At 73.0% G+C, this 24,517-nt stretch carries 21 protein-coding genes and 1 pseudogene; 10 read left to right on the top strand and 12 right to left on the bottom strand.

From position 1 onward, the window contains the following. Positions 1-177: 177 nt before the first annotated feature. Positions 178-1,344, top strand: a complete 1,167-nt coding sequence (gene rho, locus ABZT12_RS30005) for a transcription termination factor Rho (protein ID WP_356390282.1) — start codon at positions 178-180, stop codon at positions 1,342-1,344. 95 nt (positions 1,345-1,439) lie between these two features. Continuing rightward, positions 1,440-2,321, top strand: a pseudogene (locus ABZT12_RS30000) (serine hydrolase); the annotation flags it as partial. Between the two features lie 11 nt (positions 2,322-2,332). Here ABZT12_RS30000 and ABZT12_RS29995 read toward each other — a convergent pair. The 8 genes from ABZT12_RS29995 to ABZT12_RS29960 form a co-directional block, all read right to left on the bottom strand. Beyond that, on the bottom strand, positions 2,333-3,709 hold the full coding sequence (locus tag ABZT12_RS29995) for a glycosyltransferase 87 family protein (RefSeq protein WP_356390280.1): 1,377 nt from the start codon (positions 3,707-3,709) through the stop codon (positions 2,333-2,335). Beyond that, positions 3,706-5,112 (bottom strand): polyprenol phosphomannose-dependent alpha 1,6 mannosyltransferase MptB, encoded by a 1,407-nt coding sequence (mptB, locus tag ABZT12_RS29990; RefSeq protein ID WP_356390278.1) that lies wholly within the window; start codon positions 5,110-5,112, stop codon positions 3,706-3,708. The genes ABZT12_RS29995 and mptB overlap by 4 nt, the downstream gene beginning before the upstream one ends. A gap of 185 nt (positions 5,113-5,297) precedes the next feature. Beyond that, entirely contained in the window at positions 5,298-6,230 is a 933-nt protein-coding gene (locus ABZT12_RS29985) for a glutaminase (RefSeq protein WP_356390277.1), read from the bottom strand. 115 nt (positions 6,231-6,345) lie between these two features. Then, a complete protein-coding gene (locus ABZT12_RS29980) occupies positions 6,346-7,182 on the bottom strand; it encodes an undecaprenyl-diphosphate phosphatase (RefSeq protein WP_356390275.1) in 837 nt (278 codons plus the stop codon). Positions 7,183-7,270: 88 nt separating this feature from the next. Next, positions 7,271-7,645, bottom strand: a complete 375-nt coding sequence (gene crcB / locus ABZT12_RS29975) for a fluoride efflux transporter CrcB (RefSeq protein ID WP_356390273.1) — start codon at positions 7,643-7,645, stop codon at positions 7,271-7,273. A gap of 2 nt (positions 7,646-7,647) precedes the next feature. Next, positions 7,648-8,022, bottom strand: a complete 375-nt coding sequence (locus ABZT12_RS29970; protein WP_356390271.1) for a DUF190 domain-containing protein — start codon at positions 8,020-8,022, stop codon at positions 7,648-7,650. After that, a complete protein-coding gene (crcB, locus tag ABZT12_RS29965) occupies positions 8,019-8,480 on the bottom strand; it encodes a fluoride efflux transporter CrcB (RefSeq protein WP_356390269.1) in 462 nt (153 codons plus the stop codon). Before crcB (ABZT12_RS29965) ends, ABZT12_RS29970 begins: the two co-directional genes overlap by 4 nt. A 158-nt stretch (positions 8,481-8,638) precedes the next feature. Then, positions 8,639-9,601 (bottom strand): SMP-30/gluconolactonase/LRE family protein, encoded by a 963-nt coding sequence (locus tag ABZT12_RS29960; protein ID WP_356390267.1) that lies wholly within the window; start codon positions 9,599-9,601, stop codon positions 8,639-8,641. Positions 9,602-9,804: 203 nt separating this feature from the next. Here ABZT12_RS29960 and ABZT12_RS29955 point away from each other — a divergent pair, with 203 nt between their 5' ends. Further along, positions 9,805-10,716: a ribonuclease BN gene (locus ABZT12_RS29955; RefSeq protein ID WP_356390265.1), complete on the top strand. Its 912-nt coding sequence runs from the start codon at positions 9,805-9,807 to the stop codon at positions 10,714-10,716. Positions 10,717-10,765: 49 nt separating this feature from the next. Here ABZT12_RS29955 and ABZT12_RS29950 read toward each other — a convergent pair whose 3' ends face one another. Next, entirely contained in the window at positions 10,766-12,787 is a 2,022-nt protein-coding gene (locus ABZT12_RS29950) for a beta-galactosidase (protein ID WP_356390263.1), read from the bottom strand. Positions 12,788-13,039: 252 nt separating this feature from the next. On the opposite strand from ABZT12_RS29950, the gene ABZT12_RS29945 reads away from it, so the two are divergent. The 4 genes from ABZT12_RS29945 to ABZT12_RS29930 all read left to right on the top strand — a co-directional run bounded on the left by ABZT12_RS29945 (position 13,040) and on the right by ABZT12_RS29930 (position 16,339). Next, positions 13,040-14,071: a LacI family DNA-binding transcriptional regulator gene (locus tag ABZT12_RS29945; protein WP_356390261.1), complete on the top strand. Its 1,032-nt coding sequence runs from the start codon at positions 13,040-13,042 to the stop codon at positions 14,069-14,071. 126 nt (positions 14,072-14,197) lie between these two features. Next, positions 14,198-14,548 (top strand): VOC family protein, encoded by a 351-nt coding sequence (locus ABZT12_RS29940; protein ID WP_356390259.1) that lies wholly within the window; start codon positions 14,198-14,200, stop codon positions 14,546-14,548. Positions 14,549-14,646: 98 nt separating this feature from the next. After that, entirely contained in the window at positions 14,647-15,045 is a 399-nt protein-coding gene (locus ABZT12_RS29935; RefSeq protein WP_356390257.1) for a MarR family transcriptional regulator, read from the top strand. A gap of 76 nt (positions 15,046-15,121) precedes the next feature. Then, positions 15,122-16,339, top strand: a complete 1,218-nt coding sequence (locus ABZT12_RS29930; RefSeq protein WP_356390255.1) for a GDSL-type esterase/lipase family protein — start codon at positions 15,122-15,124, stop codon at positions 16,337-16,339. Between the two features lie 72 nt (positions 16,340-16,411). On the opposite strand, the gene ABZT12_RS29925 is transcribed toward ABZT12_RS29930, so the two are convergent. Together ABZT12_RS29925 and ABZT12_RS29920 are read right to left on the bottom strand one after the other, a co-directional pair. Next, a complete protein-coding gene (locus ABZT12_RS29925; protein ID WP_356390253.1) occupies positions 16,412-17,068 on the bottom strand; it encodes a sigma-70 family RNA polymerase sigma factor in 657 nt (218 codons plus the stop codon). Positions 17,069-17,219: 151 nt separating this feature from the next. Next, positions 17,220-17,885, bottom strand: a complete 666-nt coding sequence (locus ABZT12_RS29920) for a hypothetical protein (protein ID WP_356390252.1) — start codon at positions 17,883-17,885, stop codon at positions 17,220-17,222. Between the two features lie 204 nt (positions 17,886-18,089). Here ABZT12_RS29920 and ABZT12_RS29915 point away from each other — a divergent pair, with 204 nt between their 5' ends. Continuing rightward, positions 18,090-19,997 (top strand): cellulase family glycosylhydrolase, encoded by a 1,908-nt coding sequence (locus ABZT12_RS29915; RefSeq protein WP_356390250.1) that lies wholly within the window; start codon positions 18,090-18,092, stop codon positions 19,995-19,997. A gap of 56 nt (positions 19,998-20,053) precedes the next feature. On the opposite strand, the gene ABZT12_RS29910 is transcribed toward ABZT12_RS29915, so the two are convergent. Continuing rightward, on the bottom strand, positions 20,054-22,333 hold the full coding sequence (locus tag ABZT12_RS29910) for a M4 family metallopeptidase (protein WP_356390248.1): 2,280 nt from the start codon (positions 22,331-22,333) through the stop codon (positions 20,054-20,056). A gap of 471 nt (positions 22,334-22,804) precedes the next feature. On the opposite strand from ABZT12_RS29910, the gene ABZT12_RS29905 reads away from it, so the two are divergent. Both ABZT12_RS29905 and ABZT12_RS29900 read left to right on the top strand, forming a co-directional pair. Continuing rightward, the gene (locus tag ABZT12_RS29905; RefSeq protein ID WP_356390247.1) at positions 22,805-23,584 is read left to right on the top strand and encodes a polysaccharide deacetylase family protein; all 780 of its coding nucleotides are present in this window, start codon (positions 22,805-22,807) and stop codon (positions 23,582-23,584) included. Positions 23,585-23,874: 290 nt separating this feature from the next. Then, entirely contained in the window at positions 23,875-24,378 is a 504-nt protein-coding gene (locus tag ABZT12_RS29900) for a lamin tail domain-containing protein (RefSeq protein ID WP_356390245.1), read from the top strand. The last annotated feature ends 139 nt before the right edge of the window (positions 24,379-24,517 follow it).

Genomic DNA, 24,517 nt, shown 5'->3' with positions numbered 1-24,517 from the left:
CCAAGCGATCTTGTGCCGCGCATCCCAATGAGTGGTCGAGTCGTCGCGGGATGCCGAGCGGCCAATCCTTTCAAGCCACCACTGGGCTGAACCCACCAAGCCACACCCAGCATCCCTGGGTCTTTCGATCCTACGAGTGACCGAAACCAACCCAGCTACAACGTAAGGACACTCACCATGACCACCACACTCGAACACCCCCCGGTACAGGAGCGGCCCCGCGTCCAGGCCGCCACCGGTCTCCTCGACATCGACGGCAACGGGAAGGGGCACCTGCGGGCCGAGAGCTGCCAGGCCTCGCCCACCGACCTCCAGGTCTCCCCGGCGCTGATCCGCCGTCACGGCCTGCGCAAGGGCGACCTCGTGGAGGGCGTTCGCGGCGGGCAGCGCGCCCTGACCGAGGTCGCGTTCGTCAACGGACGCACCCCCGGGGAGCTGCGCGGCCGGCGCCACTTCCGCGACCTCACCCCACTGCACCCGCGTGAGCGGCTCCGGCTCGAACACCCCGCGGCCGGTCTCACCGGGCGGATCGCCGACCTCGTCGCACCCGTCGGCAAGGGGCAGCGCGGGCTGATCGTGGCCCCGCCCAAGACCGGCAAGACCGTGCTGCTCCAGCAGATCGCGGCCGCCGTCGCCGGCAACCACCCCGGCGCCCACCTCATGGTGGTGCTGCTCGACGAGCGCCCCGAGGAGGTCACCGACATGCGGCGCTCGGTGCGCGGCGAGGTGTACGCCTCCACCTTCGACAAGACGCCCCGGCAGCACATCGCGCTGGCCGAGCTCGTCATCGAGCGCGCCAAGCGGCTCGTCGAGTCGGGCGAGGACGTCGTGATCCTCCTCGACTCGCTGACCCGGCTGTGCCGGGCGCACAACAACGCCGCCGCGTCCGGCGGACGCACCCTCAGCGGCGGAGTCGACGCGACCGCGCTGATCGGCCCGAAGAAGTTCTTCGGCGCCGCCCGGCTGGCCGAGGAGGGCGGCTCGCTCACCATCCTCGCCACCGCGCTGGTCGAGACCGGCTCCCGGGCCGACGACTTCTACTTCGAGGAGCTCAAGAGCACCGGCAACATGGAGCTCAGGCTCAGCCGCGAACTGGCCTCCCGCCGCGTCTTCCCGGCCGTCGACATCGACTCCTCCGGCACCCGACGCGAGGAACTCCTGCTCTCCGCGGCCGAGTTGACGGGCATGCGCGGACTGCGCCGGGCCCTGCGGACGCGGGACGCCCAGGGCAGTCTGGAGACCCTTCTGGAGCGGCTGCGCGACACCCCCGACAACGCGACCTTCCTGCGCCGCATCCAGCCGACGCTGCCGGCGACGCCCGCGGACCGAGCCGCCGGCTCCTAGCGTCCAAGCGGCCGGCGTGCGGCATCCGGGTACTCGCGGGCCTCCCTCGGCCCGGGCAGCGCGGTGAACGGCGACTCCGTTCCTACGTTTGCGGTATGACCATCGGATTCTCATCCCGGACTGTCGTGTCGACCTGTGCCCTCTGTCTGGCAGGCATGCTGGCGTTCACGCCCGTCGCGGCGACCGCCCGCACCGGATCGGATCCCGGCACACCCGGCGCCCCCCGGGCCACCGAGGCGGCACCGTCCCTTCTCGACCGCCCCGAGACCCAGGTCCGGCTCCGCCCCGGAGCACCCCAGCTCCCGACCCCCTCCGCGCTGTCGTGGCTCGTCGCCGACGCGGAAAGCGGCCAGGTCCTCGCCGCGCGCGACGCCCACCGCCCGCTGCCCCCGGCCAGCACCCTCAAGACCCTGTTCGCCCTGACCGTGCTGCCCGTCCTCCCCGGCGGCCTCCAGCACCGCGTCACCGCGCCGGAACTGGCCGGAATCGGCGAGGGCAGCAGCCTCGTCGGAGTCGCCGAGGGCCGCACCTACCGGGTCGCCGACCTGTGGCACGGAGTCTTCCTGCACTCCGGGAACGACGCCGTGCACGTGCTCGCCGCGCTCAACGGCGGCTGGCGCACGACGGCCGCCCGGATGCAGGCCAAGGCCCGTTCCCTGGGCGCCCTCGACACCCACGTGGAGTCCCCGGACGGCTACGACAGCGACGGCCAGGTCTCCTCGGCCTACGACCTCGCGGTGTTCGGGCGGGCCGGGCTGCACAACGCGGACTTCGCCCGGTACTGCTCCACGGCCGAGGCCCTCTTCCCCGGTGACGACGGTCCGTACGAGATCCAGAACACCAACCGGCTGCTGACCGGGAACGACGGCGTGGGGCGGTATCCGGGGCTGATCGGGGTGAAGAACGGCTACACCACGAACGCCGGGAACACCCTCGTCGCCGCCGCGCGGCGAGCGGGCCGGACACTCGTCGTGACCGTGATGAACCCTCAGGCGGGCGGCGGACTGGCGGTGTACGACGAGGCGCGCGAGCTGCTCGACTGGGGCTTCGCCGCCGCCGGACGGGTCGATCCGGTGGGTTCGCTGGACGCGCTGCGGGCCCGGCCCCGACCGCGGCCCGCCGCCCGCCCGGTGGCCGCGGCCGCCGTGGCGGACGACGGACCGGGCTGGGGCGAGACGGCGGCGATCGTCGCGGCGGCCGGTCTGGGCGCGGCGGCCGTGGCGCTGGCCCTGCGGCTCAGGAGCGGCCGGCCCGGCAGGGGCTGACCGGCCGGCAGCCGGCACAGCAGGCCGAGGGTGATCCAGGTGTAGGTGTTGCCGCCGAGGAACCCGTCGATGCCCGAGGCGTCGTCGAACCACAGCCACACCACGCTGCTGCACTGCAGCGCGTACAGGGCGCCCGCGATCCGCCGGTGCCCGGTACGGATCAGCACGGCGAAGGACGGCAGCAGCCACACCAGATGGTGCACCCAGGTGATCGGGCTGACCAGGCACGCGGTCAGCCCGGTCAGGGCGAACGCGGCCGTCCAGTCCCCCGCGGCGACCGCGCGTCGCGACCGCACCGCCCACACGCAGAGCACCAGCAGGACGGCCGTCGCCCACACCGGCCGGCCGGGCTCCCCCAGCCGGGCCAGTACGCCCTGCAACGACTGGTTGGAGACGTAGTCGAGGCGGCCCACCCGGCCCGTGTCCCACAGCGCCCGCGTCCAGTAGAAACGGGAGGCCTGCGGGGCGACCCAGGCGGCGAGTCCGGTCGCCGCGAGAGCCACGGCGGAGGCGACCCCGGCGGCCTTCCAGCGCCTGGCCACCAGCAGCAGGCCGATGAAGAGCGCCGGCGTGAGCTTGATCGCGGCGGCGAGGCCGATACCGACGCCGGCCCAGCGGCCCCGTCCGGTGGCGAGCAGCCGGGCGTCGGCCAGGACGAGGGCCAGCAGTACGAGGTTGACCTGCCCGAAGCTGAAGGTGTCGCGGAGCGGTTCGAAGAGCGCCAGCAGACAGAGCGCCGTCACCCACCGGAACCAGCCGTACCGCCGCCATCGCGGCCCGGCCAGCAGGCGCAGTACGGCGGCCAGGGCCACCAGGTTGAGCAGCAGCGCGGCGACGATCGCCGTGCGCAGGCCGACGAGCGCCATCGGCGCCATGCCGACGGCGGCGAACGGCGGGTAGGTGAAGCCGTACGTCGTCCCGGGCACCCGGTAGTCGTAGATCCGGCCGCCGTGGTGGAACCAGCTGTCGACGGTCCCGTAGTAGACGCGCAGGTCGAACCAGTCGCGCAGCAGCGGCACGGTCGCGGTGAAGCAGGCGACGGCGGTGACGAGGGCCGCCGCCGCCAGGAGCCGGCCGCGGTCGGTGCGGGGAAGCCTCATGCCGGCTGTCCCGGGGACGGGGACAGGGCCGGAACCTGGGCCGCCTGCCGGGCCTGCCACAGGACGACGATCGCGAGCGTCCCGCCGGAGACGGCGAGGAGCAGCTGTCCGACGTCGGCGGGGCCGCCGCTGGGCAGGACCGCGAGGGCGAGCACGCCGGTCACCGCCGCCACCCGGTGCCGTACGGAGGTGCTGGGCGCGGCGGCGGCGATCAGGAAGAGGCCCCACAGCGCGTACCAGGGCCGGATCGCCGGGCCGAAGGCGGCGACCACCGCCAGGCTCAGGCCGAGCGCGTAGACCGGGTGGGGCCGCAGGCGCAGCCAGATGGCGGCGACGGTCGCGGCGGTGATCACGAGTCCCAGGGCGTGCCAGGCCGGGACGGCGAACGGGGAGAGTCCGCTGCCGAGCCGTTCCAGCAGGGCGCCGGTGGCGCGGCCGAGGAGGCTGGTGAGGGCCCAGTTGCGGGACGACACGGGGGTGTCGAGGGCGCCGATCCAGCCGTAGCCGGTGCCGGCCACGGCGGTGGCGGCGACCGTGGTGGCGAGGGCCGCCGCGGCCGTGGCCGCGACGGCCCGCGCCGGGCGGCGGCCCGCGCTGATCTGGAGCACCGCGACGGCGGCGAGACCGAGCGCGGCGGGCGCCTTGACCAGGGCGGCGAGGGTGACGAGTACCGCGCCGAGGACGGGTCGGCGGCCGAGGGCGGCGACCAGGCCGACACCGAGCAGGCCGAGCATGATCGCGTCGTTGTGGGCGCCCGCCACCAGGTGGAGCAGGACCAGCGGGTTGAGGGCGCCCAGCCACAGCGCGGCGGCCGGGTCGGCGCCGCTGTGCCGGGCGAGCCGGGGCAGCGCGGCGGCCATCAGCGCCACTCCGAGGAGGGCGAGCAGCCGCATGCCGAGGAGTCCGGCGGGGAGCGCGCCGCGGGTCAGCCCGGAGAGGGCGGAGACGGCGGCGAGGAAGACCGGGCCGTACGGGGCGCCGGTGTGCTGCCAGAGCGGGGCGACCTCGTCGGCGAGGGGGCCGCCGAGCTGGGCGGGGCCGTACGCGTAGACGTCGATGTGCGCGTCGACCATGGCGCCCTGGGCGAGGTAGCTGTACACGTCCCGGCTGAACAGCGGGGGCGCGAGCAGCAGCGGGGCGGCCCACACGGCAAGGACGAGCAGGAGTGAGCGCGGGGTGGGCGGCTCGGAGCCGCGGACGAGCCGGCCGAGCAGCAGCCAGGCCGCTATCAGCAGGACGACACCGAAGTACACGCCGACCAGCCCCAGTGCCGCCCGGGCCGAGGCCGGGGCGAGCAACTCGCGGGCGGGGAGCGCTCCGGCGCTCTCACCGCCCAGCGCGAGGAAGGCGGTACCGGCGAGACCGAGCACCTGACAGCGGCGGAGATCTACGGGAAAGGCCATGGCCGACACCTGGGCAGCGTGTCAACGCCGGATGGCCGCGAGGCGACGCGCCGGCCCCCGCGCGACGGCCTGCGCGTGACCGCCGTGTGCGGCGGGGTCCGTCCTCGCCGTCCCGCCCACGAGCCGGGTGCGGCGGAGGCCGCCGCTGCCCGGCGCGTTCCTCGCTCGGAGCACCGGGCGGCCGGTCAGAACACCGACACCCCGGTCAGGGTCGTGAAGCGGTCCAGGGCCAGTACCCCGGTCACCGAGTTGCCCCGCTCGTCGAGTCCCGGGCCCCATACGGCGATCGTGCAGCGGCCCGGCACGATCGCGATGATCCCGCCGCCGACGCCGCTCTTGCCGGGCAGCCCGACCCGGTAGGCGAACTCGCCCGCCGCGTCGTACGTCCCGCAGGTCAGCATCACCGCGTTGACCTGCTTGGCCTGGCTGAGGCTGAGCAGCCGGCTGCCGTCGGCGCGGACGCCGTGCCGGGCCAGGAAACCGGCCGCGAGGGCCAGGTCGGCGCAGGACGCCTCGATCGAGCACTGCCGGAAGTACTGGTCGAGCAGGACGGGCACCGGGTTGTCGATATTGCCGTAGGACGCCATGAAGTGGCCGAGGGCGGCGTTGCGGTCGCCGTTCGCGGACTCCGAGGCGGCGACCTCCTTGTTGAAGTCGAGGGCCGGGTTGCCGCTCTCGGCGCGCAGGAAGGCGAGCAACTCCCCGGCGGCGTCGCCGGTACGGGTCTGGAGCCGGTCGGTGACGACGAGCGCGCCCGCGTTGATGAACGGGTTGCGGGGGATGCCGTTCTCGTACTCCAGCTGGACCAGCGAGTTGAAGGGGTTGCCGGAGGGCTCGCGGCCCACGTGCTCCCAGAGTTCGTCGCCCTCGCGGGCCAGGTCGAGCGCGAGGGTGAAGACCTTGGTGATGGACTGCGTGGAGAACGGCTGCCGCCAGTCCCCCACTCCGTACACCGTGCCGTCCGGTTCGGCGACGGCCATGCCGAAGCGGCGGGGGTCGCAGGCGGCGAGCGCCGGGATGTAGTCGGCGGGCCGGCCGCGGCCGGGGGTCCGCTCGATCTCACCGGCGATGCGCTCCAGGACCGGCTGGAAGGTCATCGACGAGGTCATGATCGCCATTGTGCCCCCGGGGCAGGTCGTGCGGGGAACGGCGGCGGACGGCGGGGAACGACGCAGGGGCCGTGCGGGCCGGAGTTCCGGCCGCACGGCCCCTGCCGCGGATGGTCCGCCCGTGTCAGCTGTCGAGCACCCCGGTGCCGAGCAGCCCGAAGAGCGCCAGACCTATGACGATCCGGTAGATCACGAAGGCGTTGAACGAGTGCTTCGCGACGAACTTCAGCAGCCAGGCGATGGAGGCGTAGGCCACCACGAAGGAGACGACCGTGCCCACGACGAGCGGCGCGGCGCCCACCCCCGTGCCGAGGGCGTCCTTCAGCTCGTAGAGGCCCGCGCCGGTCAGGGCGGGGATGCCGAGGAAGAAGGAGAGCCGGGTGGCGGCCACCCGGTCCAGGTCGAGGATGAGACCGGTGGACATGGTGGCGCCGGAGCGGGAGAAGCCGGGGAAGAGCAGGGCGAGGATCTGTGAACTGCCCACCAGCATCGCGTCCTTGAACGTGGTGTCGTCCTCACCGCGCTTGTGCCGGCCCATCTGGTCGGCCGCCCACATGACACCGCTGCCGACGATCAGCGAGGCGGCGACCACCCACAGCGAGCCGAGCGGCCCGTCGATGAGCGGCTTGGCGGCCAGGCCCACGATCACGATCGGGATGGTCGCGTAGATGACCCACCAGGCGAACTTGTAGTCGTGGTGGTAGCGCTCCTCACGGTTGCGGAGACCACGCCCCCACGCGGAGACGATCCGCACGATGTCCTTGAAGAAGTACACGAGCACGGCGGCGATGGCGCCGACCTGGATGACGGCCGAGAACCCGACGACGGCGTTGTCGTCGACGGGGATGCTCATCAGCCCCTCGGCGATCTTCAGATGGCCGGTGGAGGAGACGGGCAGGAACTCGGTCACCCCCTCGATGACTCCGAGGACGGCGGCCTGACCGACGCTGATGACACTCATGGGATCCAGTTCTGAGGAGTTGGTCGACAGTGCTGTAGACAATAGTGGGAGGGATGGAGACGCTCGGGCGCGGGAGCCCTGGGAGCGCTTACGCCCACAGGGCCCGCGCGACCGCCGCCCCGGCGAATGCCGCTCCGAGGCCCGCGGTCACGCTGCCGACGACGTTGACGGCAGCGTAGAGACCCGCCCCCGTCTCGGTCAGCCGCAGTGTCTCGTACGAGAAGGTCGAGTACGTCGTCAGGGCCCCGCACAGCCCCGTCCCGACGAGGAGTTGGAGCTGCGAACCCGCCGCTCCGGCGCTCACGGCACCGGTGAGCAGACCGAGGACCAGACACCCGGTGACGTTAACGGCGAAGGTGCCCCACGGGAAGACGGAGTCGTGTCCGGCCTGTACGGCGCGGTCGGTGAGGTAGCGGAGCGGGGCACCGACCACGGCTCCCGCGACGACCAACAGCCAGTTCACACTTACCTCTTACCCTTGGCGTCCGGTTTGCCGGTTCCGGGCTCGCGGCCGGTGTACCGGAGCACTTCGCAGTGGTCGAGGATCACGAGTCCCTCGGTGACGAGTTCGTCGAGCTGCGGCAGGAACGCCCGCACGCGCTCCTCGGTGTCCACGATCACGACCGCCACCGGGAGGTCCTCGCTGAGGGAGAGCAGCCGCGAGGTGTGGATCCGGGAGGAGGCACCGAAGCCCTCGACACCCCGGAAGACGCTGGCGCCCGCGAGGCCCGCCGCGTGTGCCCGGTGCACGATCTCGCTGTAGAGGGGCCGGTGGTGCCAGGTGTCGTTCTCACCGATGAAGACGGTCACCCGCAGGGCGTCGCCGATCAACCGGGTCATCGCCGCCTCCGTCTCAGCACCCGCCGCGCCGCCGTGGCCGCGCACCACACCGCCGCGAGGGCCGCGAGCAGGGTCGCCGCCAGATAGGCCAGTCCGGTGCGCGGATGCCCCCCGTCGACCAGCCGCTGGACGTCGACGGCGTACGTCGAGAAGGTGGTGAAGCCGCCGAGCACACCGGTGCCGAAGAACGGGCGCACCAGCGGGTGGGCGGCCCACACGTCGGTGATGACCACCATGAAGACGCCGATCACCGCGCAGCCGACGACGTTGGTCCAGAAGGTCGCCCAGGGGAATCCGCCGGCCTCGGCGGGCCACCGCAGGGAGGCCGCGTAGCGTCCCACGGCGCCGATCGCGCCGCCGAGCGCCACCACCGCGACCACGGGTCCCTGACCCCGCCGGGGAGAGGGGCGCGCGGCCTCGGCCGGGGCGCGCACGCTCCCGGCCTCCGGAACTGTCATGGCCGTACGTCTCCTACTCGTCGGGGGCCCTGTGGGCGCACGCCTTCACAAGTAGGGACCGTTGGCGGCGCCACTGCCGCGGTTCGGGCGGGCCCCACCGCCGCGCCGTGCGCAGTGCCCACGGCCGGTCAACAGGGTACCGCCGGGGTGCGGCGGGGTCACTTCGGGCCGGACGGCCGGCAGAGCGCGACGCCGCGTTCCCGCAGGCTGCCCAGGACCAGGTGGCCCGCCGCCTCGCAGACGGCGGTCACCATGCGGAACGGCGAGCCGCCGGTGGCGAGGTGGTGGACGACCTGCCCGTCGTCGTCGACCGCGAGGACGCCGATCATGCCCGTCGGGCGGTAGGGCGCGCGCACCGCGACGCGGGCGGCGACCCGGCGTACGGCGGGAGCAGCGCGGTGCAGCAGATCGAGCGGGGGGACCCGGGGTCCGGCCAGCGCCACCCAGGTCGGTCCGCCGGGTCCGGCCCGCCAGAGGTTGTCGGGCATGCCGGGCAGGTCCTCGACGAAGGGCTCGCTCCGCCCCGCCCGCGGTCCGGTGAGCCAGTACCGGGTCAGCCGGCGGGCGCCTGTCTCGGCGAGGATCAGGAAGGACTCGTCGGTGCTCGGGGCCAGCCCGTTGGCGAACTGCAACCCCTCCAGCAGGACCTCCGGGGTGCCGTCACCCGGTGCGAGCCGCAACAGCCGCCCCGTGCCGGTGTGTTCGACCAGGTCGCCGATCCACTGTTCCAGGGGGTAGCGGCGGCTGGAGACGGTGAAGTACACGGTGCCGTCGGAGAGCGCGACCACATTGCTGCAGAACCGCAGCCGCTCCCCCGCCACCGAGTCGGCGAGGACCCGGACGCTGCCGTCGCCTAGGCCGACCCGCAGCAGTCCGCGGTGCGCGTCGCACACCAACAGGGCATTGTCCGGAAGGAGTTGGAGACCGAGCGGCCGTCCGCCGGTGTCTGCCAGCGTCTCCACCCGGGCCGTCCCGGGGTCCGTCAGCCCGTCGAGTCGCAGAATGCGGCCGTCCGCCACACCGGTCAGCACCCGGCCGCGCCCGTCGGACACCACGTCCTCGGGGCCGCTACCGCCGATCGCCACATAGTGCCGGGCGACCAGCGCCGTGGGACGGTCCATGGGAACCCTTTCGACGAGGCCGGGAGGGCCCATGCTGGCACGGCCGCGCGGGGCGTCCCGGGCACCGCGTCGCATGTCCACGTTTGCGGCGCACGTTCCCGGCCACTCGGCACACACGCCGCTCCGCGCGCAGCGGAGTCCGGCCGCGAGGAAGGTGGGAGTCCCATGTCAGGGTCGGCCGCCCGCGGTGCGAGGTGTCCGCGGTGAGGGTGCTCGCCACGGTGTGGCGGCGGCTGGGGCTCGCGGAGCTCCAACGACGCGGCAGAGAACTGGAGTTGATGCACCGGGCGATGGGCTTCGCGACCCTCGCCCTGGTCACGCTGGCGCCCCTGCTGATCGTGGTGGCGGCGGCCGATCCGCTGGGGCACGGCGGCTTCGCGCTGTGGCTGGTGGACGGCATGGACCTGTCCGGCCGGTCCGCCCGCGCGCTCACCGACGTCTTCACCCCGCCCCGCAAGGTGATCGGCACGACCAGCGCGTGGAGCGTGGCCCTGCTCGCGCTGTTCGGCCTCTCCTTCGCGTCGAGCGTGCAGAACGCCTACGAGCGGGTCTGGCGCTCCACCGGCGACCCGTGGCACCGCATCTGGCGCCAACTGGTGTGGCTGGTCATGCTGATGGGGTACCTGTACGCCCAGGTACAGGCCCGCAACGTCGTGCGCGGCACGCCCCGGATCGCGCTCAGCATGGCGGCCGGGCTGCTGTTCTTCTGGTGGGGCCCGCACTTCCTGCTCCACCGCCGGGTGCGCTGGCGCCACCTGCTGCCGGGCGCCCTCGCCACGATGGCGGGCCTGGTCGGCCTGCGCTGGTTCTCCTACCTGGTGTTCACCCCGCTCCTGGTCACCAACGCCGTCAGCTACGGCCCGGTCGGCACCGTCCTGGTGGTCGAGTCCTGGCTGGTCGGCGTGGGCTTCGTCGTCTACGGCGGCGCGCTGCTCGGCCGGCTGCTGTGCGAGCGGTTCGGCGACCCCGACGCGCTGCTGCGCTCCGGGGCGGCGGACACCCCGGGGGACGCTGCCGGGAAGGACGCCGCCGAGCGGGACGATGCCGAGGGGCCGCCGCCGACCGGTTCCCTCCGGGACGGCCGCCCCCGGCCGGGCGAACCGCCCCCGGAGTGAGAGCCCCTCCACCCGTGGCTCTCGGCTCGCGCGGGTGGAGGGGGGCCGCTCAGCCGTCGAGCCGGACCACCCGCACGGCTCCGGCGGGCACCGCGAGACCGCCCTCGGCCCGCTCCCCGGTCAGCAGCTCGGTGCCGTCGGCGGTGAGCGGCACCTTGATGTCCGCCCCGGTGTGGTTGACCGCGAACAGATAGCTGCCCGACTCCCCGCGGCGCCGCACCACCTCGACGTCGTAGGGCAGCTCGGCGCGCGGGGCGATGCCCGCGTCCTGCGCCGCCCGGCCGAGCAGGGTGTCCACTCCCCGCGCGTCGAGGCGGGTCGACACATACCAGGCGGTGCCCCCGCCGAGGCGGTGCCGGGTGACGGCCGGCCGGCCGGCGGTGAGGCCCTCGGCGTACGTCCACACGGTCTCGGCGCCGCGCGGGACGACGAACTCGGTCCAGACGTCGCCGGTGAGTTCGGCCCCGCCGGGCCCGGTGACGCGCACCCGTTCGCCGGCCAGGAGCGGGGAGAACTCCTCCACCGTCAGGCCGAGTACGTCCCGCAGGGCGCCGGGGCAGGCGCCCTCGTGGACGGCGTCGTGCTCGTCGACGATGCCGGAGAAGTAGGAGACGACGAGGGTGCCGCCGTTCTCGACGTACCGCTTCAGGTTCTCCCCCGCCGCCTCGGTCATCAGGTAGAGGGCGGGCACGACGACAAGGGGATAGGCCGACAAGTCGGCTTCGGGGTGGGCGAAGTCGACCGTGAGATGGCGGTCGAAGAGGGCCTCGTAGAAGGTGTCGGCGCGCTCACGGGGGTCGTGGTCCTCGCTCGGGCGCCAGGCGAGGTTCTGCGCCCACCAGGACTGCCAGTCCCACAGGACGGCCACGTCGGCCTCGGTGCGGGTGCCCCGGACCGGGCTCAACGAGTCGACGGCGGCGCCGAGTCGGACGACCTCGCGCCAGACCCGGGTCTCCGTACCGCCGTGCGGGAGCATCGCCGAGTGGAACTTCTCGGCGCCGCGGCGGGACTGGCGCCACTGGAAGAACATCGCGCCGTCCGAGCCGCGCGCCACGTGCGAGAGGGAGTTGCGGGCCATCTGGCCAGGCGCCTTGGCGGGGTTGCGGGGCTGCCAGTTGACCCCGGAGGTGGAGTGTTCGAGGAGCAGCCAGGGGGCGCCGCCCGCCACCGAGCGGGTCAGGTCGGCGGCCATCGCGAGATTGACGTGGGTGCGGCGGCCGTCGGTGATCAGGTAGTGGTCGTTGGTCACGAGGTCGACCTCGCGGCCCCAGGCCCAGTAGTCGACGGAGTCGCACTGGCTGAGCGCGGCCATGAAGTTGGTCGTCACCGGGACGCCGGGCGAGAGACGGTGCAGGATGTCCCGCTGGGCCACGAAGTTCTCGCGCATCGTGGCGTCGGCGAACCGCCGGTAGTCCAGCGCCTGGGCCGGGTTGACGGCTGTCGGGGTGAGCCGGGGCGGGTTGATCTGGTCGAGGTCCGCGTAGCGCTGGCCCCAGAAGGCGGTGCCCCAGGCCGAGTTGACGCCGTCGACCGTCGCGTACGCCGTGGTCAGCCAGCGGCGGAAGTGGGCGGCGCAGGAGTCGCAGTAGCAGGCCGAGACGGGAACGCCGTACTCGTTGAAGACGTGCCACAGCGCGAGGGCCGGGTGGTCGCCGTAGCGTTCGGCGAGGCGGGTGGTGATCTCGGCGGAGGCGGCGCGGTAGGCGGCGTTGCTGTGGCAGATCGCGCCGCGCGAGCCGAACTCGTAGCGCGTGCCGTCGGCGGTGACCGGCAGCGCCTCGGGGTGCGCGCGGTAGAACCAGGCGGGCGGTGCCACCGTGGGCGTACCGAGGTCGACGCGGATGCCGTTCGCGTGCAGCAGGCCGATGATCCGGTCCAGCCAGCCGAAGTCGTACTCGCCGGGCGCGGGTTCCAGCAGGGCCCAGGAGAAGATCCCGACGCTCACCATCGTGACGCCGGCCTCCCGCATCAGCCGGACGTCCTCCTCCCAGACGCTCTCCGGCCACTGCTCGGGGTTGTAGTCCCCGCCGAAGGCGAGCCTGGTGAGGCCCTTGGGGGCGGTCTCCGGCATGGATCTCTCCCGGTATCGATAATTTGGGAACGTGCACACATGACGCCGAGGCGCAATCCCAGGATAACCGCAGAGCGGTGACGTCTGACAAGAGGTGAGGTGGTTCATTCCTGTGAACGCTCCCATAGGCTCGGGCCGAGCTTCCCCCGCCCCTCTCCCGGGCCCGGGGGCGGGGGCTCCCGGGCCGCCCGCGCCGGTGATCGATCCGTCCTCGCCCGCGGGGTCTTGATCGGCGCCGGGGGCCGTAGAGTCGTGACCATGAGCAATACGGGGGGTCGGCGCAGGCCGCCGACGATCCATGACGTGGCGCGCGAGGCGGGCGTCTCGCGCGGCACCGTCTCACGGGTACTCAACGGCGGGCACTACGTCAGTCCGGCCGCCCAGGAGGCGGTCAACGCCGCGATCCGCAGGACGGGTTACGTCGTGAACCGGCACGCGCGGTCGCTGATCACCGGGCGTTCGGACTCGGTCGGCTTCCTGCTCACGGAGCCGCAGGAGAGGTTCTTCGAGGACCCCAACTTCAATGTCCTGCTGCGCGGTTGCACCCAGGCGCTGGCGGCGCACGACATCCCGCTGCTGCTGATGCTCGCCGGCACCGAGGACGAGCGGCGGCGCATCACCCGGTACATCACGGCCGGTCATGTCGACGGGGTGCTGCTGGTCTCCAGCCACTCCGGGGACCCGGTCGCCGAGGAGCTGCGCGCGGCCGGGGTGCCGCTGGTCGCGTGCGGCAAGCCGCTCGGGCTCGGCTCCAAGGTGAGCTATGTGGCGGCCGACGACCGGGACGGCGCCCGGGAGATGGTGGGCCACCTGCTCTCCCTCGGCCGCCGCCGCGTGGGCGTGGTGGCCGGCCCCCTGGACACCCCCGGCGGTGTGGAGCGGCTGGCCGGCTACCGGGAGGTGCTGGCCGAGGCGGGCATCGGGTACGACGAACGGCTCGTCGTCTCCGGTGACTACAGCCGGCGCAGCGGCGAGACCGGCGCCGAACACCTGCTGGCGCGGGCGCCCGATCTGGACGCCGTGTTCGTGGCCTCCGACCTGATGGCCCAGGGGGTGCTGACCACGCTGGAACGGTCGGGGCGGCGCGTCCCCCAGGATGTCGCGGTCGGTGGCTTCGACGACTCCCCCGCCGCCCTGGCGTCCCGCCCCGAGCTGACCACCATCCGCCAGCCGTGGGACCGGATCAGCGCCGAGATGGTGCGGGTGCTGCTGGCGCAGATCGGCGGCGAGGAGACGGCGGCGGTGATCCTGCCGACGGAGCTGGTGCGGCGGGACTCGACGTGACGGGGTGACCGCGGGGACCCGTCGGGAGCAAGCGGTCAGGATTCGAGAAGCCACGGGACGTAGCCCCGCCCTACGGTGAATCCACCGACGAGATCCGTCGGACCGCACCGCACGGAGGAGTACGCCATGACTGCCGGCGTGAACACCATCATCTACCCCGTCAAGGACGTCACCCGAGCGAAGGCGCTGTTCAGCGCCCTGCTGGGGGTCGAGCCGTATGCCGACGAGTCCTACTACGTGGGCTTCAAGGCGGCCGGACAGGACATCGGGCTCGACCCGAACGGACACGCCAAGGGGATGACCGGTCCGGTGCCGTACTGGACCGTGACCGACCTCCGGGGGCGCCTGGCGGCGCTGCTGGACGCCGGGGCCGAGCTGGTCCAGGACGCCAAGGACGTGGGCGGCGGCAAGCTGATCGCCTATGTGAAGGACGCGGACGGGAACTTCATCGGGCTCGGGCAGGACCCGGTCGCCTGAGCGGGGGTCCGGCGGCCAGGACCGCCGGACCGGCCGGTTGTGTGCGCATGCAGTAGTTGCGCACTCAACCATAGCCGGATCGGTGTTACCGTGCGGGTATGGCAGTGAACACGGTCGGCGCCGGGCAGTTGGAGAACCAGTGGCGGGACATCCTCTCCGTCCACGCCCGCACGATGTGCGAGATCGACCGCGTGCTGCACCCGCACGGCCTCGGCGCGAGCGACTTCGAGGTGCTCGACATCCTCGCCTCGGAGTCACCCGAGGAGGGCGACCAGTGCCGGGTGCAGAACCTGGCCGGACGCGTCCACCTCAGCCAGAGCGCGCTCTCGCGGCTGATCGGCCGGCTGGAGAAGGACGGTCTGGTGGAGCGCTCCGTGTGCGTGGAGGACCGCCGGGGCGTGTGGGTCGCGCTCACGCGCAGGGGCCGCGCACTCCACACGGAGGTTCAGCCGCTGCAACGGGCCGTACTGGCAAGGATGTTGGCCGGCAAGGAGTAGCCGGACAGTCCGCTGCCCGGGGGCGCCGGCCGGAAACGGATGTGCGGATCGGGTATCCGGTTGACAGGGTGGGATCATGAACTCTCCCAGACCGACCCCCGACTCCGCCGCGCCCGAGGCCACGGAGTGGACCGTCACCCCCGTCACCGCCGGACTCCTGCGCGGCGCGCTCGACGTGGAGCACACCGGGCGCGGGCTACTGCCGCACCGCCTCCCCGCCCGGGCCCGCGCCCAGTGTTCCGACGGGCAGCTGGCTATGGCGGAGGCCCAGCCCTCCGGGGTACGGGTGGTGTTCCGCACCCGGGCCACCGCGGTCGAACTGGACACGCTCCGCACCAAGATGGCCTACGTCGGCGCCCCGTCCCGCCCGGACGGCGTGTACGACCTGCTCATCGACGGGCGGCTCGCCGGGCGGGCGAGCACGTCCGGCGGTGACGTCCTGATGGTCGACATGGTGACGGGGGCGACGGAGACCCGGCCCGGTCCCGTCGGCACCGTCCGGTTCACCGAACTCCCCGACCGGCTCAAGGACGTCGAGATCTGGCTGCCGTACAACGAGATCACCCAGCTGCTCGACCTGCGTACCGACGCACCGGTCGAGGCCGTGCCGGCGAGTGGGCGCAAGGTGTGGCTGCATCACGGCAGTTCGATCAGCCACGGCTCCAACGCGGCGAGCCCCACCACGATCTGGCCCGCGCTGGCCGCCTCCCGGGGCGGGGTGGAGCTGATCAACCTCGGGCTGGCGGGCAGCGCCCTGCTCGACCCGTTCACCGCCCGCGCCATGCGGGACACCCCGGCCGACCTGATCAGCGTCAAGATCGGCATCAACCTGGTCAACACCGACCTGATGCGGCTGCGCGCCTTCGGCCCGGCGGTGCACGGCTTCCTCGACACCGTACGGGAGGGACATCCGACCACTCCGCTGCTGGTCGTCTCGCCCGTGCTGTGCCCCATCCACGAGGAGACGCCCGGCCCCAGCGCCGCCGACCTCGGTCAACTCGCCGAAGAGCGGCTTCAGTTCACGGCGGCGGGTGACCCCGCCGAGCGCGCCGCCGGAAAGCTGACGCTCCAGGTCATCCGGGACGAGCTCTCCCGCATCGTGCGACAGCGCGCGGCCGACGACCCGCACCTGTACTACCTCGACGGCCGCGAACTGTACGGCGAGACCGACTTCGCCGAACTGCCCCTCCCCGACCAGCTCCACCCGGACGCCGCCACCCACGAACGCATCGGCGAGCGCTTCGCCGACCTCGTCTTCGGCGCCCGGGGACCGTTCGCCACCGTGTCGGCCTGATCGGGCGCCGGGACGGCGGGCGCGTGCTGTGCCGTCGCACGGGCGTTCGTTGACGCCCGCCGTCCCGACCGCTCAGGCGACCGGCCGGACGACCTCCTGGTGATTCACGCGGTTCACGCGGTTCACGTCGGGCTCGTCGTCCGGCTCGGCCAGCAGCGCCAGCAGGGTGGCCCGGGCCCGCGCCACGCGGGACCGCACCGTGCCGACCGGACAGCCGCTCAGCTCGGCCGCCTCCGCGTACGGCAGACCGGCCAGCTGGGTGAGGACGAACGCCTGCCGCCGTTCCGTCGGCAGCGCGGCCAGCAGGTCGAGCAGGACGACACCGTCGTCGAAGCCGGGCAGGCCCACTGGCTGGGCATGCTCGACGGCCGGCTGCCATTCCGGTACGTCGGAGAGCCGGGGACGGGCGGCGGCGTACCGGTAGCTGTCGACCACCGCGCGCCGGGCGATGGCCAGCAGCCACGAACGGGCCGAGGAGCGGCCCTCGAAGCGGTGCAGGCTGCCGAGGGCGCGCAGGAACGTGTCCTGGGCCAGATCGTCGACCGCCTGGGGATCGCCGCAGAGGTGGGCGACGTAGCGCAGGACGTCTCGGTGGAGCGCGCCGACGAAGCGCGCGACCGCTTCCGGGTCGCCGCCCCGGGCGGCGAGCGCCCAGGCGGTGGTCACCTCGTCCGCGCAGGCCGGTGTGGCGGCTCTGTCGCGTGAGGCGGGCAGGGCAGGAGTGATCACCTGGTGTCCTTCTCGGTCATCCGGGACCGGACCGGGGCACGCCGGAACGCGCCCGGTCCGGTGGGCGGGGTGACGGCCCCGCGGCGGCGCTCAGGCGGACGCGGGACCGGGGCCCGGGGCGCACGGGGGCGGCCCCGGGGTACCGGCTGTCTCAGACGACAGCGGTCCCCGCCGGCGGGCCCCGAAGGGTGATCGCGTGGACGAGAAGGAGCAGTCGCGGCGCCCGGTCCGGGCAGCGGCGGCGCATCCGCACGCGCGGGCGGTCCGGGGTGGCGGGCAGCGCGGCCGACAGCAGCCGCGACGGCACGGCCAGCCATCCGGCGACGGCCCGCAGCACACGGAACGCGGCCTTCTCCCCGTAGGCGAGCCACAGTCCGCACAGCAGCGCGGCGAGCAGGTGGGCCAGGAGCATGCCGGCCGACGAGGTACCGCCGCCCGGCGCCCACCCCATGAGGTCCGGCCGGCCCGGCCCCATGTGTCCCATGTCCAGGGAGTCCATGCGGAGGCCGGCCATGGATGCGGTGTCCGCCGGGCCCATGGCCATGCCCGGCATGGGGGCGTTCCGGGGCGCGGCGAGCGAGAACGCCGAGTGCAGGGCGGCCTGCGCGGCGACCACGACCGTCACGATCAGCGGCAGCCCCCGCTCGCGGCCCGCGAGCGACCAGCCCGCGGCACCGGTCGCCACCAGCGCGGCGGCGAGCGCCCGGGCGGGTACGTGGTCGCCCGACATGAGGACGTGTCCCAGGGCGGCGAGCAGCACGCAGACGGCGGCGAACACCGCGGCCCGAACCGTGCGCGCACACCGCCCTGTCGTCATGGCGCCACATCCTCGCATCCGGCCCCCGGTCGTCACGCGTGGGTACGGAAACCGACAGGGGCCGCGCTCAATGGCGGCGGCGCGGTGTCGGGGACGAGAGGTTCCGCTGACGGGCGTTCCTTCGTAGGGTGGCAGCCGCGTTCACACCTCTTCCCGCCCCCGCCTTCCCGCGCTCCCCCCTTCCCGCGCCCCACAGAGGACCGGATGTCCACCTCACCTGTTGTCAAGTACCTGACATTACTCGCCGCGGTCCTCGCGCTGCTGACCACGGCACCCGCCGCGGTCGCCGCGACTCCCTTCCCCCGCACCGCGGACGCCCCCGCCCTGGCCGACACCTGGCAGGCCCCGCTCTCCACCCGTGGCCGGTACATCGTCGACGCGCAGGGGAACCGGTTCCGGCTGAAGTCGGCCAACTGGGACGGAGCACAGGGCTCCTGGACCGGAAGCGGCAGCGCCGACGATCCGGCCGACCACCACGCCGGACAGGACTCCTACGGCATCCCCCTCGGCCTGGACCGCGCCCCGCTCCCCCAACTCCTCGCCGACTTCCACGCACTCGGCATCAACAGCGTCCGACTGCCGTTCTCCGACGAGATGATCCACGGCACGACTCCGGTACCGGACACGGCCGTCACGGCCAATCCGCGGCTGCGGGGGCGGACACCCCTGCAGATCTACGACGCGGTGGTGGCCGCGCTCACCGGGGACGGGTTCGCGGTCGTCCTCAACAACCACACCAACACCTCGCGTTGGTGCTGCGGCATCGACGGCAACGAACGGTGGAACAGCAGCCAGTCCACCCAACAATGGGCCGACGACTGGGTGTTCATGGCCCACCGGTACGCGGACGACCCCCGGGTGGTCGGTGCCGACCTCTACAACGAGGTACGGCGTGACGTCCTGGACGACCCCAACTGGGGCCTGGGCGACGACCACGACTGGTACACCGCCGCCCAGCTCGCCGCGGACCGCGTCCTCACCGAGGCCAACCCGAACCTGCTCATCGTCATCGAGGGCATCAACTGGACCGGCCTGCCCGTCGACGGACTCCCCCACGACCGCCCCACCCTCACCCCGGTACGCACCCTGTCGCACACCCTGCTCGCCGCCCACAAGCTGGTCTACTCGGCCCACTTCTACGGCTACACCGGCCCCCGGCACAGCGGCGCCACCGGGATCGGCGAGACCCACGACGCCCGCTACAAGGACCTGACCCGCGACCAGCTGTACCAAGTCCTCGGCGACCAGGCCTTCTTCGTCACCACGGAGGGACAGCACTACACGGCGCCGGTGTGGGTCAGCGAGTTCGGCATCGGCGCCGGCGAGACGGGCACCGCCGCGCGCGCCTGGTTCGGCAACATCACCGACTACTTCGCCGACCACGACGCCGACTTCGCCTACTGGCCGCTGGTCGGCTGGGAGGGCCACGACGACTGGGCGCTGCTGCGCTACGACACCTCGGGGCACCGTTACGGCATCCTCGACCAGGACGACTGGCGCGGTACCGCCTGGAGCCACCTCATGACGGCCACGTCCCGCACGGGGTACGTCGCGCCGGTGGCCGACTGGCGGATGCTCGACACCGACCACGGTGACGCCGTACGGTCGTCGCGGGTGCGGGCGGCCGGCGACTGGGACTCCGGGGCCTACAAGGCGGCCTGCCCGGACGGTCTGCGGCTGATCGGCCTGGCGCACAGCGGCGGACGCGGCCTGTGCACCGACACGACCGCCGGCGACCTGCGGGCCACGGGCAGCGGCCAGACGGTCGTCACCGACGAGCGGTACGTGCCGTCCGGCGGTGACTGGGCGAGCGGCTACACCAAACTGCAGTGCCCCGCCGGGCAGTTCCTCATCGGCTACAGCCTGCGCGGCCAGCGGGTGTCGGCGGGCCTGTGCGCTCCCGCCCGCACGGCGCTGGGCGGCACCGGACGGACCGTCTGGTTCGACCGCTCCGACAACCGGCCCGCCGACAACGCGGGCGGCGAGTTCGCCTCCGGCGCCTACAAGGGCCAGTGTGCCGCCGACGAGTACGCGGCCGGCATCGCCTTCACCACCCGGCTGGGCAGCTCACCGGGCCCGGCGGCGCTGCTCTGCCGCGCGTCCCCGTCGTGACCGGCGCCGGGCCCGGGAGGGTGACCTCCCGGGGCCGGCGGTCGTGGGCGCTCGGCTCAGGGGGTCAGCTGCCACTGGTCGATGTAGCCGACGTCGATCGGGGCGTGGTCCTGTACGCGCAACGTCCAGGTACCGGAGGCGGGTTGGGCGGAGGCGTCGACGGTGAAGGTCTGGTCGACGTTGTCGGCGGAGCCGCCGCTGCGGTTCAGCAGCGGGTAGGCGGTTCCGTCGGGGCCGACGAGGTCGACGGTCAGGTCACCGCGGTAGGTGTGCACGATCTTGACGTAGACCTGGGTGGTGGCCGAGGCGTTGCCGGGCCGGCCGGTCACGGTGATCGGTGACACCACGGCCGCGCCGTTGTCGGGAATGTCGACGCGGGTGGCGTTGGCGTAGATGTCGGCGATCCTCCAGGCGAAGCTCACCGTGGCGGTGGCGCCGGTGTCGTCGGTGACGGTCACCGTGACGTCGCTGCTGCCGAGGGTGGTCGGGGTGCCGGAGATCAGCCCCGTGTCGCTGAGGGTGAGTCCGTCCGGCAGCCCCGTGGCCGAATAGGTCAGCGCCGCACCGGAGTTGGTGGTGTAGGCACTGACCGGCAGGGAGACGGCCTGGCCGACTCCGCTGATCTGGTCGCCGATCGGGGCCACGTTGACGCCCAGGGCGATCCGGCTGCCCACGTTGATGCCCGCCCAGGCGTCCGCCACCGCGAGGTAGGTGGGGCTGTAGGCGCCGAAGAGGTCGGCGGCGGCGTGCAGCGTCGCGGTGCGGGCCCCCGCGTAGTCGGTGGTCGAGGTCATGTACGTGGTGAGTGCCCGGTACCAGATGCGCTGGGCGTTGTCGATGCCGATGCCGGTGACGGCCTGGCCGTCGTAGGTGGGACTGTCGTAGGCGACTCCGTTGACGGTCTTCGCGCCACTGCCCTCGGAGAGCAGGTAGAAGAAGTGGTTGGCGGGGCCCGAGGAGTAGTGGACGTCGACGCTGCCGAGGGTCGAGCTCCAGTAGTCGCGGGAGGCGCCGTCCTTGGAGGGCTTGTCCATGTAACGCAGCGGTGTGCCGTTACCGTTGATGTCGATCTTCTCGCCGACGAGGTAGTCGGGGACGTCGGCGGCCAGGTCGGCGTGGAACTCCACGGCGGCGGCGAAGATGTCGGAGGTGGCCTCGTTGAGGCCACCGGACTCGCCCGAGTAGGCGAGACCCGCGGTGGCGGCGGTGACGCCGTGGCTCATCTCGTGCGCGGCCACGTCGAGCGCGGTCAGCGGGTGGGTGTTGCCCGAGCCGTCGCCGTAGGTCATGCAGAAGCAGGTGTCGGACCAGAAGGCGTTGACGTAGTTGTTGCCGTAGTGCGCCCTGCTGTACGCGGCCACCCCGTCGTTGCGGATGCCGGAGCGGCCGAAGACGTCCTTGTAGTAGTCCCAGGTCGCCGCCGCGCCGAACGCGACGTCCACGCCCGCCGTCTGGCGGTTCGCCGGTGTTCCGTCGCCCCAGACATCGTTGTCGTCGGTGAAGAGCGTGCCGGTGCCGGAGGTGCCCTGGTTGAGGTCGTAGGTGCGGTGCCCGGCCCGGTCGCCGTCGACGAGTTGGTACGTCGAGCCGGAGAGCGTCGTGTTGAGCGGCACCGATCCGTTGAACTGGCCGGTGCCGCTGCCCGTTTCGACGGCCTCGAAGCGGGAGAGGGACGTGCCCTTCACGGCGTCGGTGATCACGTGGAGTTCGCTCGGTGTCCCGTCGGCCTGGGAACCGGTGACCACCGACTCCCACGCCAGGACCGGTCTGGCGCCGGTGGCCCAGACGACGAGACGCGGGGCGCCGGCGAGCCGGACTCTCTCGCCGCCGGCCCTCGCCGCGACCGCGATCGCCTTGGCCCGTACGGCGGTCGCGGGCACCTTCGGCGCGGCGCTCGGTACGGAGACGGCGGACCTCGCGGCCTTCGACACCGACAGCAGACCGTCCTTGGCGTGCACCACCAGGTCGCCGCCGAGGACGGGCAGTCCGGCGTAGGTCCGTTCGTAGCGGGTGTGGACGGTGCCGTCGGCGTCCTCGGCGACGTCCTTGACGACGAGCTTCTCCCGGGCGCCGAGCGCGAGGCTCTTCGCGGTGGTCGCGGCGGCGGCCGTCGCGCTCCGGACGAGCGCGGCGTGCCGGGCCGGTGAGAGCCGGGCCGGGGCGGCACCGGCCCGGGGGGTGGCCAGGATCTTCGCGCCGGGCCGGTGGCCGGCGTCGGCGGGGGCGGCGGAGGCGGTGCCGGTCTGGACACCGGCCGCGAGCAGGGTGCCCGCGGCGGAGAGCACGAGGGTGGTCAGGTATGCGGGGCGGTGCGGATGGCGGTCATGCCGGAACAAGGCGTTCTCCTTCTGTGGGGTGAGCGGACTCGGCGGAGTCCGGGAGAGCGGTTCGGGCCGGGTGGGCCCTCCGGCGGCGCGCGGGTGAACGGTGCGCGGCTTCAACCACTGCCGGGCACCGGGCAGTTGAGGGAGGAAGGTGAGGGGAATGTGAACGCCTGGTGGGTGTTCGGACAGAAGAGTCGCACCACGTCCACAGAATTGTCATGGCGACAACAACTCAACGGCTCAAACTGGCCGCTGGGTACGGCGGTTCACGCGCTGTGGGAACACTTTTCGGCCGGGCCCCCGCCTCGGCACCGAAGGGCGCCCGTGGCGGTCGCGTTGCCCGCCGCCGCCCCGCTCGTTCCCCTTGCGTCTCGGAACCCGCGCGGAATTGTGCGCGGTCGGTAACAGACGGATCCCCCGCACCCCCGTCTCCGTCCTGACAGGTGCACGGGATCCACCAGGGCGACAGGGAACAGGGCTGACATGGCAAGGCATGGCGGGCGGGGTTGGTACGGCCGGGTACTCGCGGCGGCGGTCGGGGTGACGGCGGTGGCCGCCGCCACCTCGGTCTGGACCGCCCAGGCCGGACCCATCGGCGGCCGGTCCGCGGCGGACACCGCGGCACACCACCCGGGGGCCGCGACCCCCGCCCGGGTGCCGGTGTCGGCGGGTATCGCGCACGCCTCGGACCGGGGCGCCCGGGGCGTCAACATCACCATCGACGACGGACCCGACCCGGTCTGGACGCCTCAAGTCCTCGACGTCCTCCGGGAGTTCGGCGTCAAGGCCACCTTCTGCATGATCGGCCCGGAAGCCCGCGCCCATCCCGATCTGGTCAAGTCGGTGGTGGCGGCCGGGCACCGGCTGTGCGATCACACGGTGTCCCACGACACCACCATGGACCACAAGCCCGCCTCGTATCAGTCGCGGGAGATCCTGGCCGCCGAGGACATGATCACCAAGGCCTCCGGGGGCGTCCGCCCGCTGTACTACCGGGCCCCCGGCGGCGCCTTCACCCCGTACAGCCGCCAACTCGCCGCGTCCCGGGGCATGCGGCCGCTGGGCTGGAACGCCGACTCCAAGGACTTCGAGCGGCCCGGCACCGACGCCATCGTCGCCACGGTCAAGAGCGAGGTGGCGAACGGACCCACCGTCCTGTTCCACGACGCCGGCGGCGACCGCTCCGAGACGGTGGCGGCCCTGCGCCAGGTGCTGCCGTGGCTGAAGCAGCAGGGGTACTCGTTCGGCTTCCCGGTGCGCTGAACCGGCACGTCAGGGCTGTTACCCACTTTCGGGTGACGGGCGGAGCGCGGGCGGGGTGGCGTGTCATGGCGAATCGGCGGCCGAAGCCCCCGCCTCAGCTGAAAAGACTCCATCGACGACGTCAATCCGACGCCTACAGCACATAAATGGATATTACAGTCAAGTGTCATAGAACGGTTAATGGTAGGTAATGTCCACCGGCTTCCCCGCCTATTTCCCGCGAAGTACCTGCACCGTAAGGGGGCACGGCCAACCGGTCGGCAACGCACCCGCACCACCAAGGGGTACTCATGACCGTTTCCACGACCGCAACCGCCCGTCGGCTGGCTGCCGCCGCCCTCGCGGTGGGCGCCCTGAGCGCGGCGGTGACGCTGCCCGCGTCGGCCGCCGACCACGCGCCGCACCGGCAGAGCGTGGAGATCACCAAGGTGCAGTACGACGTCCCGGGCCGTGACCACTCCAACCGCGCCCTGAACCAGGAATGGGTCGAGGTCACCAACAGCACCCGCGAGGTGGTCAACCTCGACCGCTGGACCCTGTCGGACCGGGAGGGCCACACCTACACCTTCCGCCACTACCGCCTGGGCGCGCGTTCCTCGGTGTTCGTGCACACCGGCGCCGGCCACGACACCCGCACCGACCTGTACCAGAACCGCACGCGCGACGCGTGGAACGACCGCGCCGGCACCCTGACCCTGCGCAACGACCGCAGCCGGCCCGTCTCCACGGTGACCTGGGGCCACCGCGACGGCGGCCACCACGACGGCTGGCACCACGGCGGCGGCCAGCGCTGACCCACCCCCGGCGACACCGGGCAGGGCCGGGTGCGGTCCCCGATGACCGCACCCCAGGCCAACGGTGGCGCGTCGCCCCGTTCACGGGCGACGCCCCCGCCCCGCGGGGGGGGGGGGGAGCAGCGGGGGCCGCGCGGCC

The organism is Streptomyces sp. NPDC005423 (assembly GCF_040606415.1).
Taxonomy (GTDB): domain Bacteria; phylum Actinomycetota; class Actinomycetes; order Streptomycetales; family Streptomycetaceae; genus Streptomyces.
The sequence above is the reverse complement of the archived record's forward strand: the minus strand, read 5'-3'. Positions and strand labels throughout refer to the sequence as shown.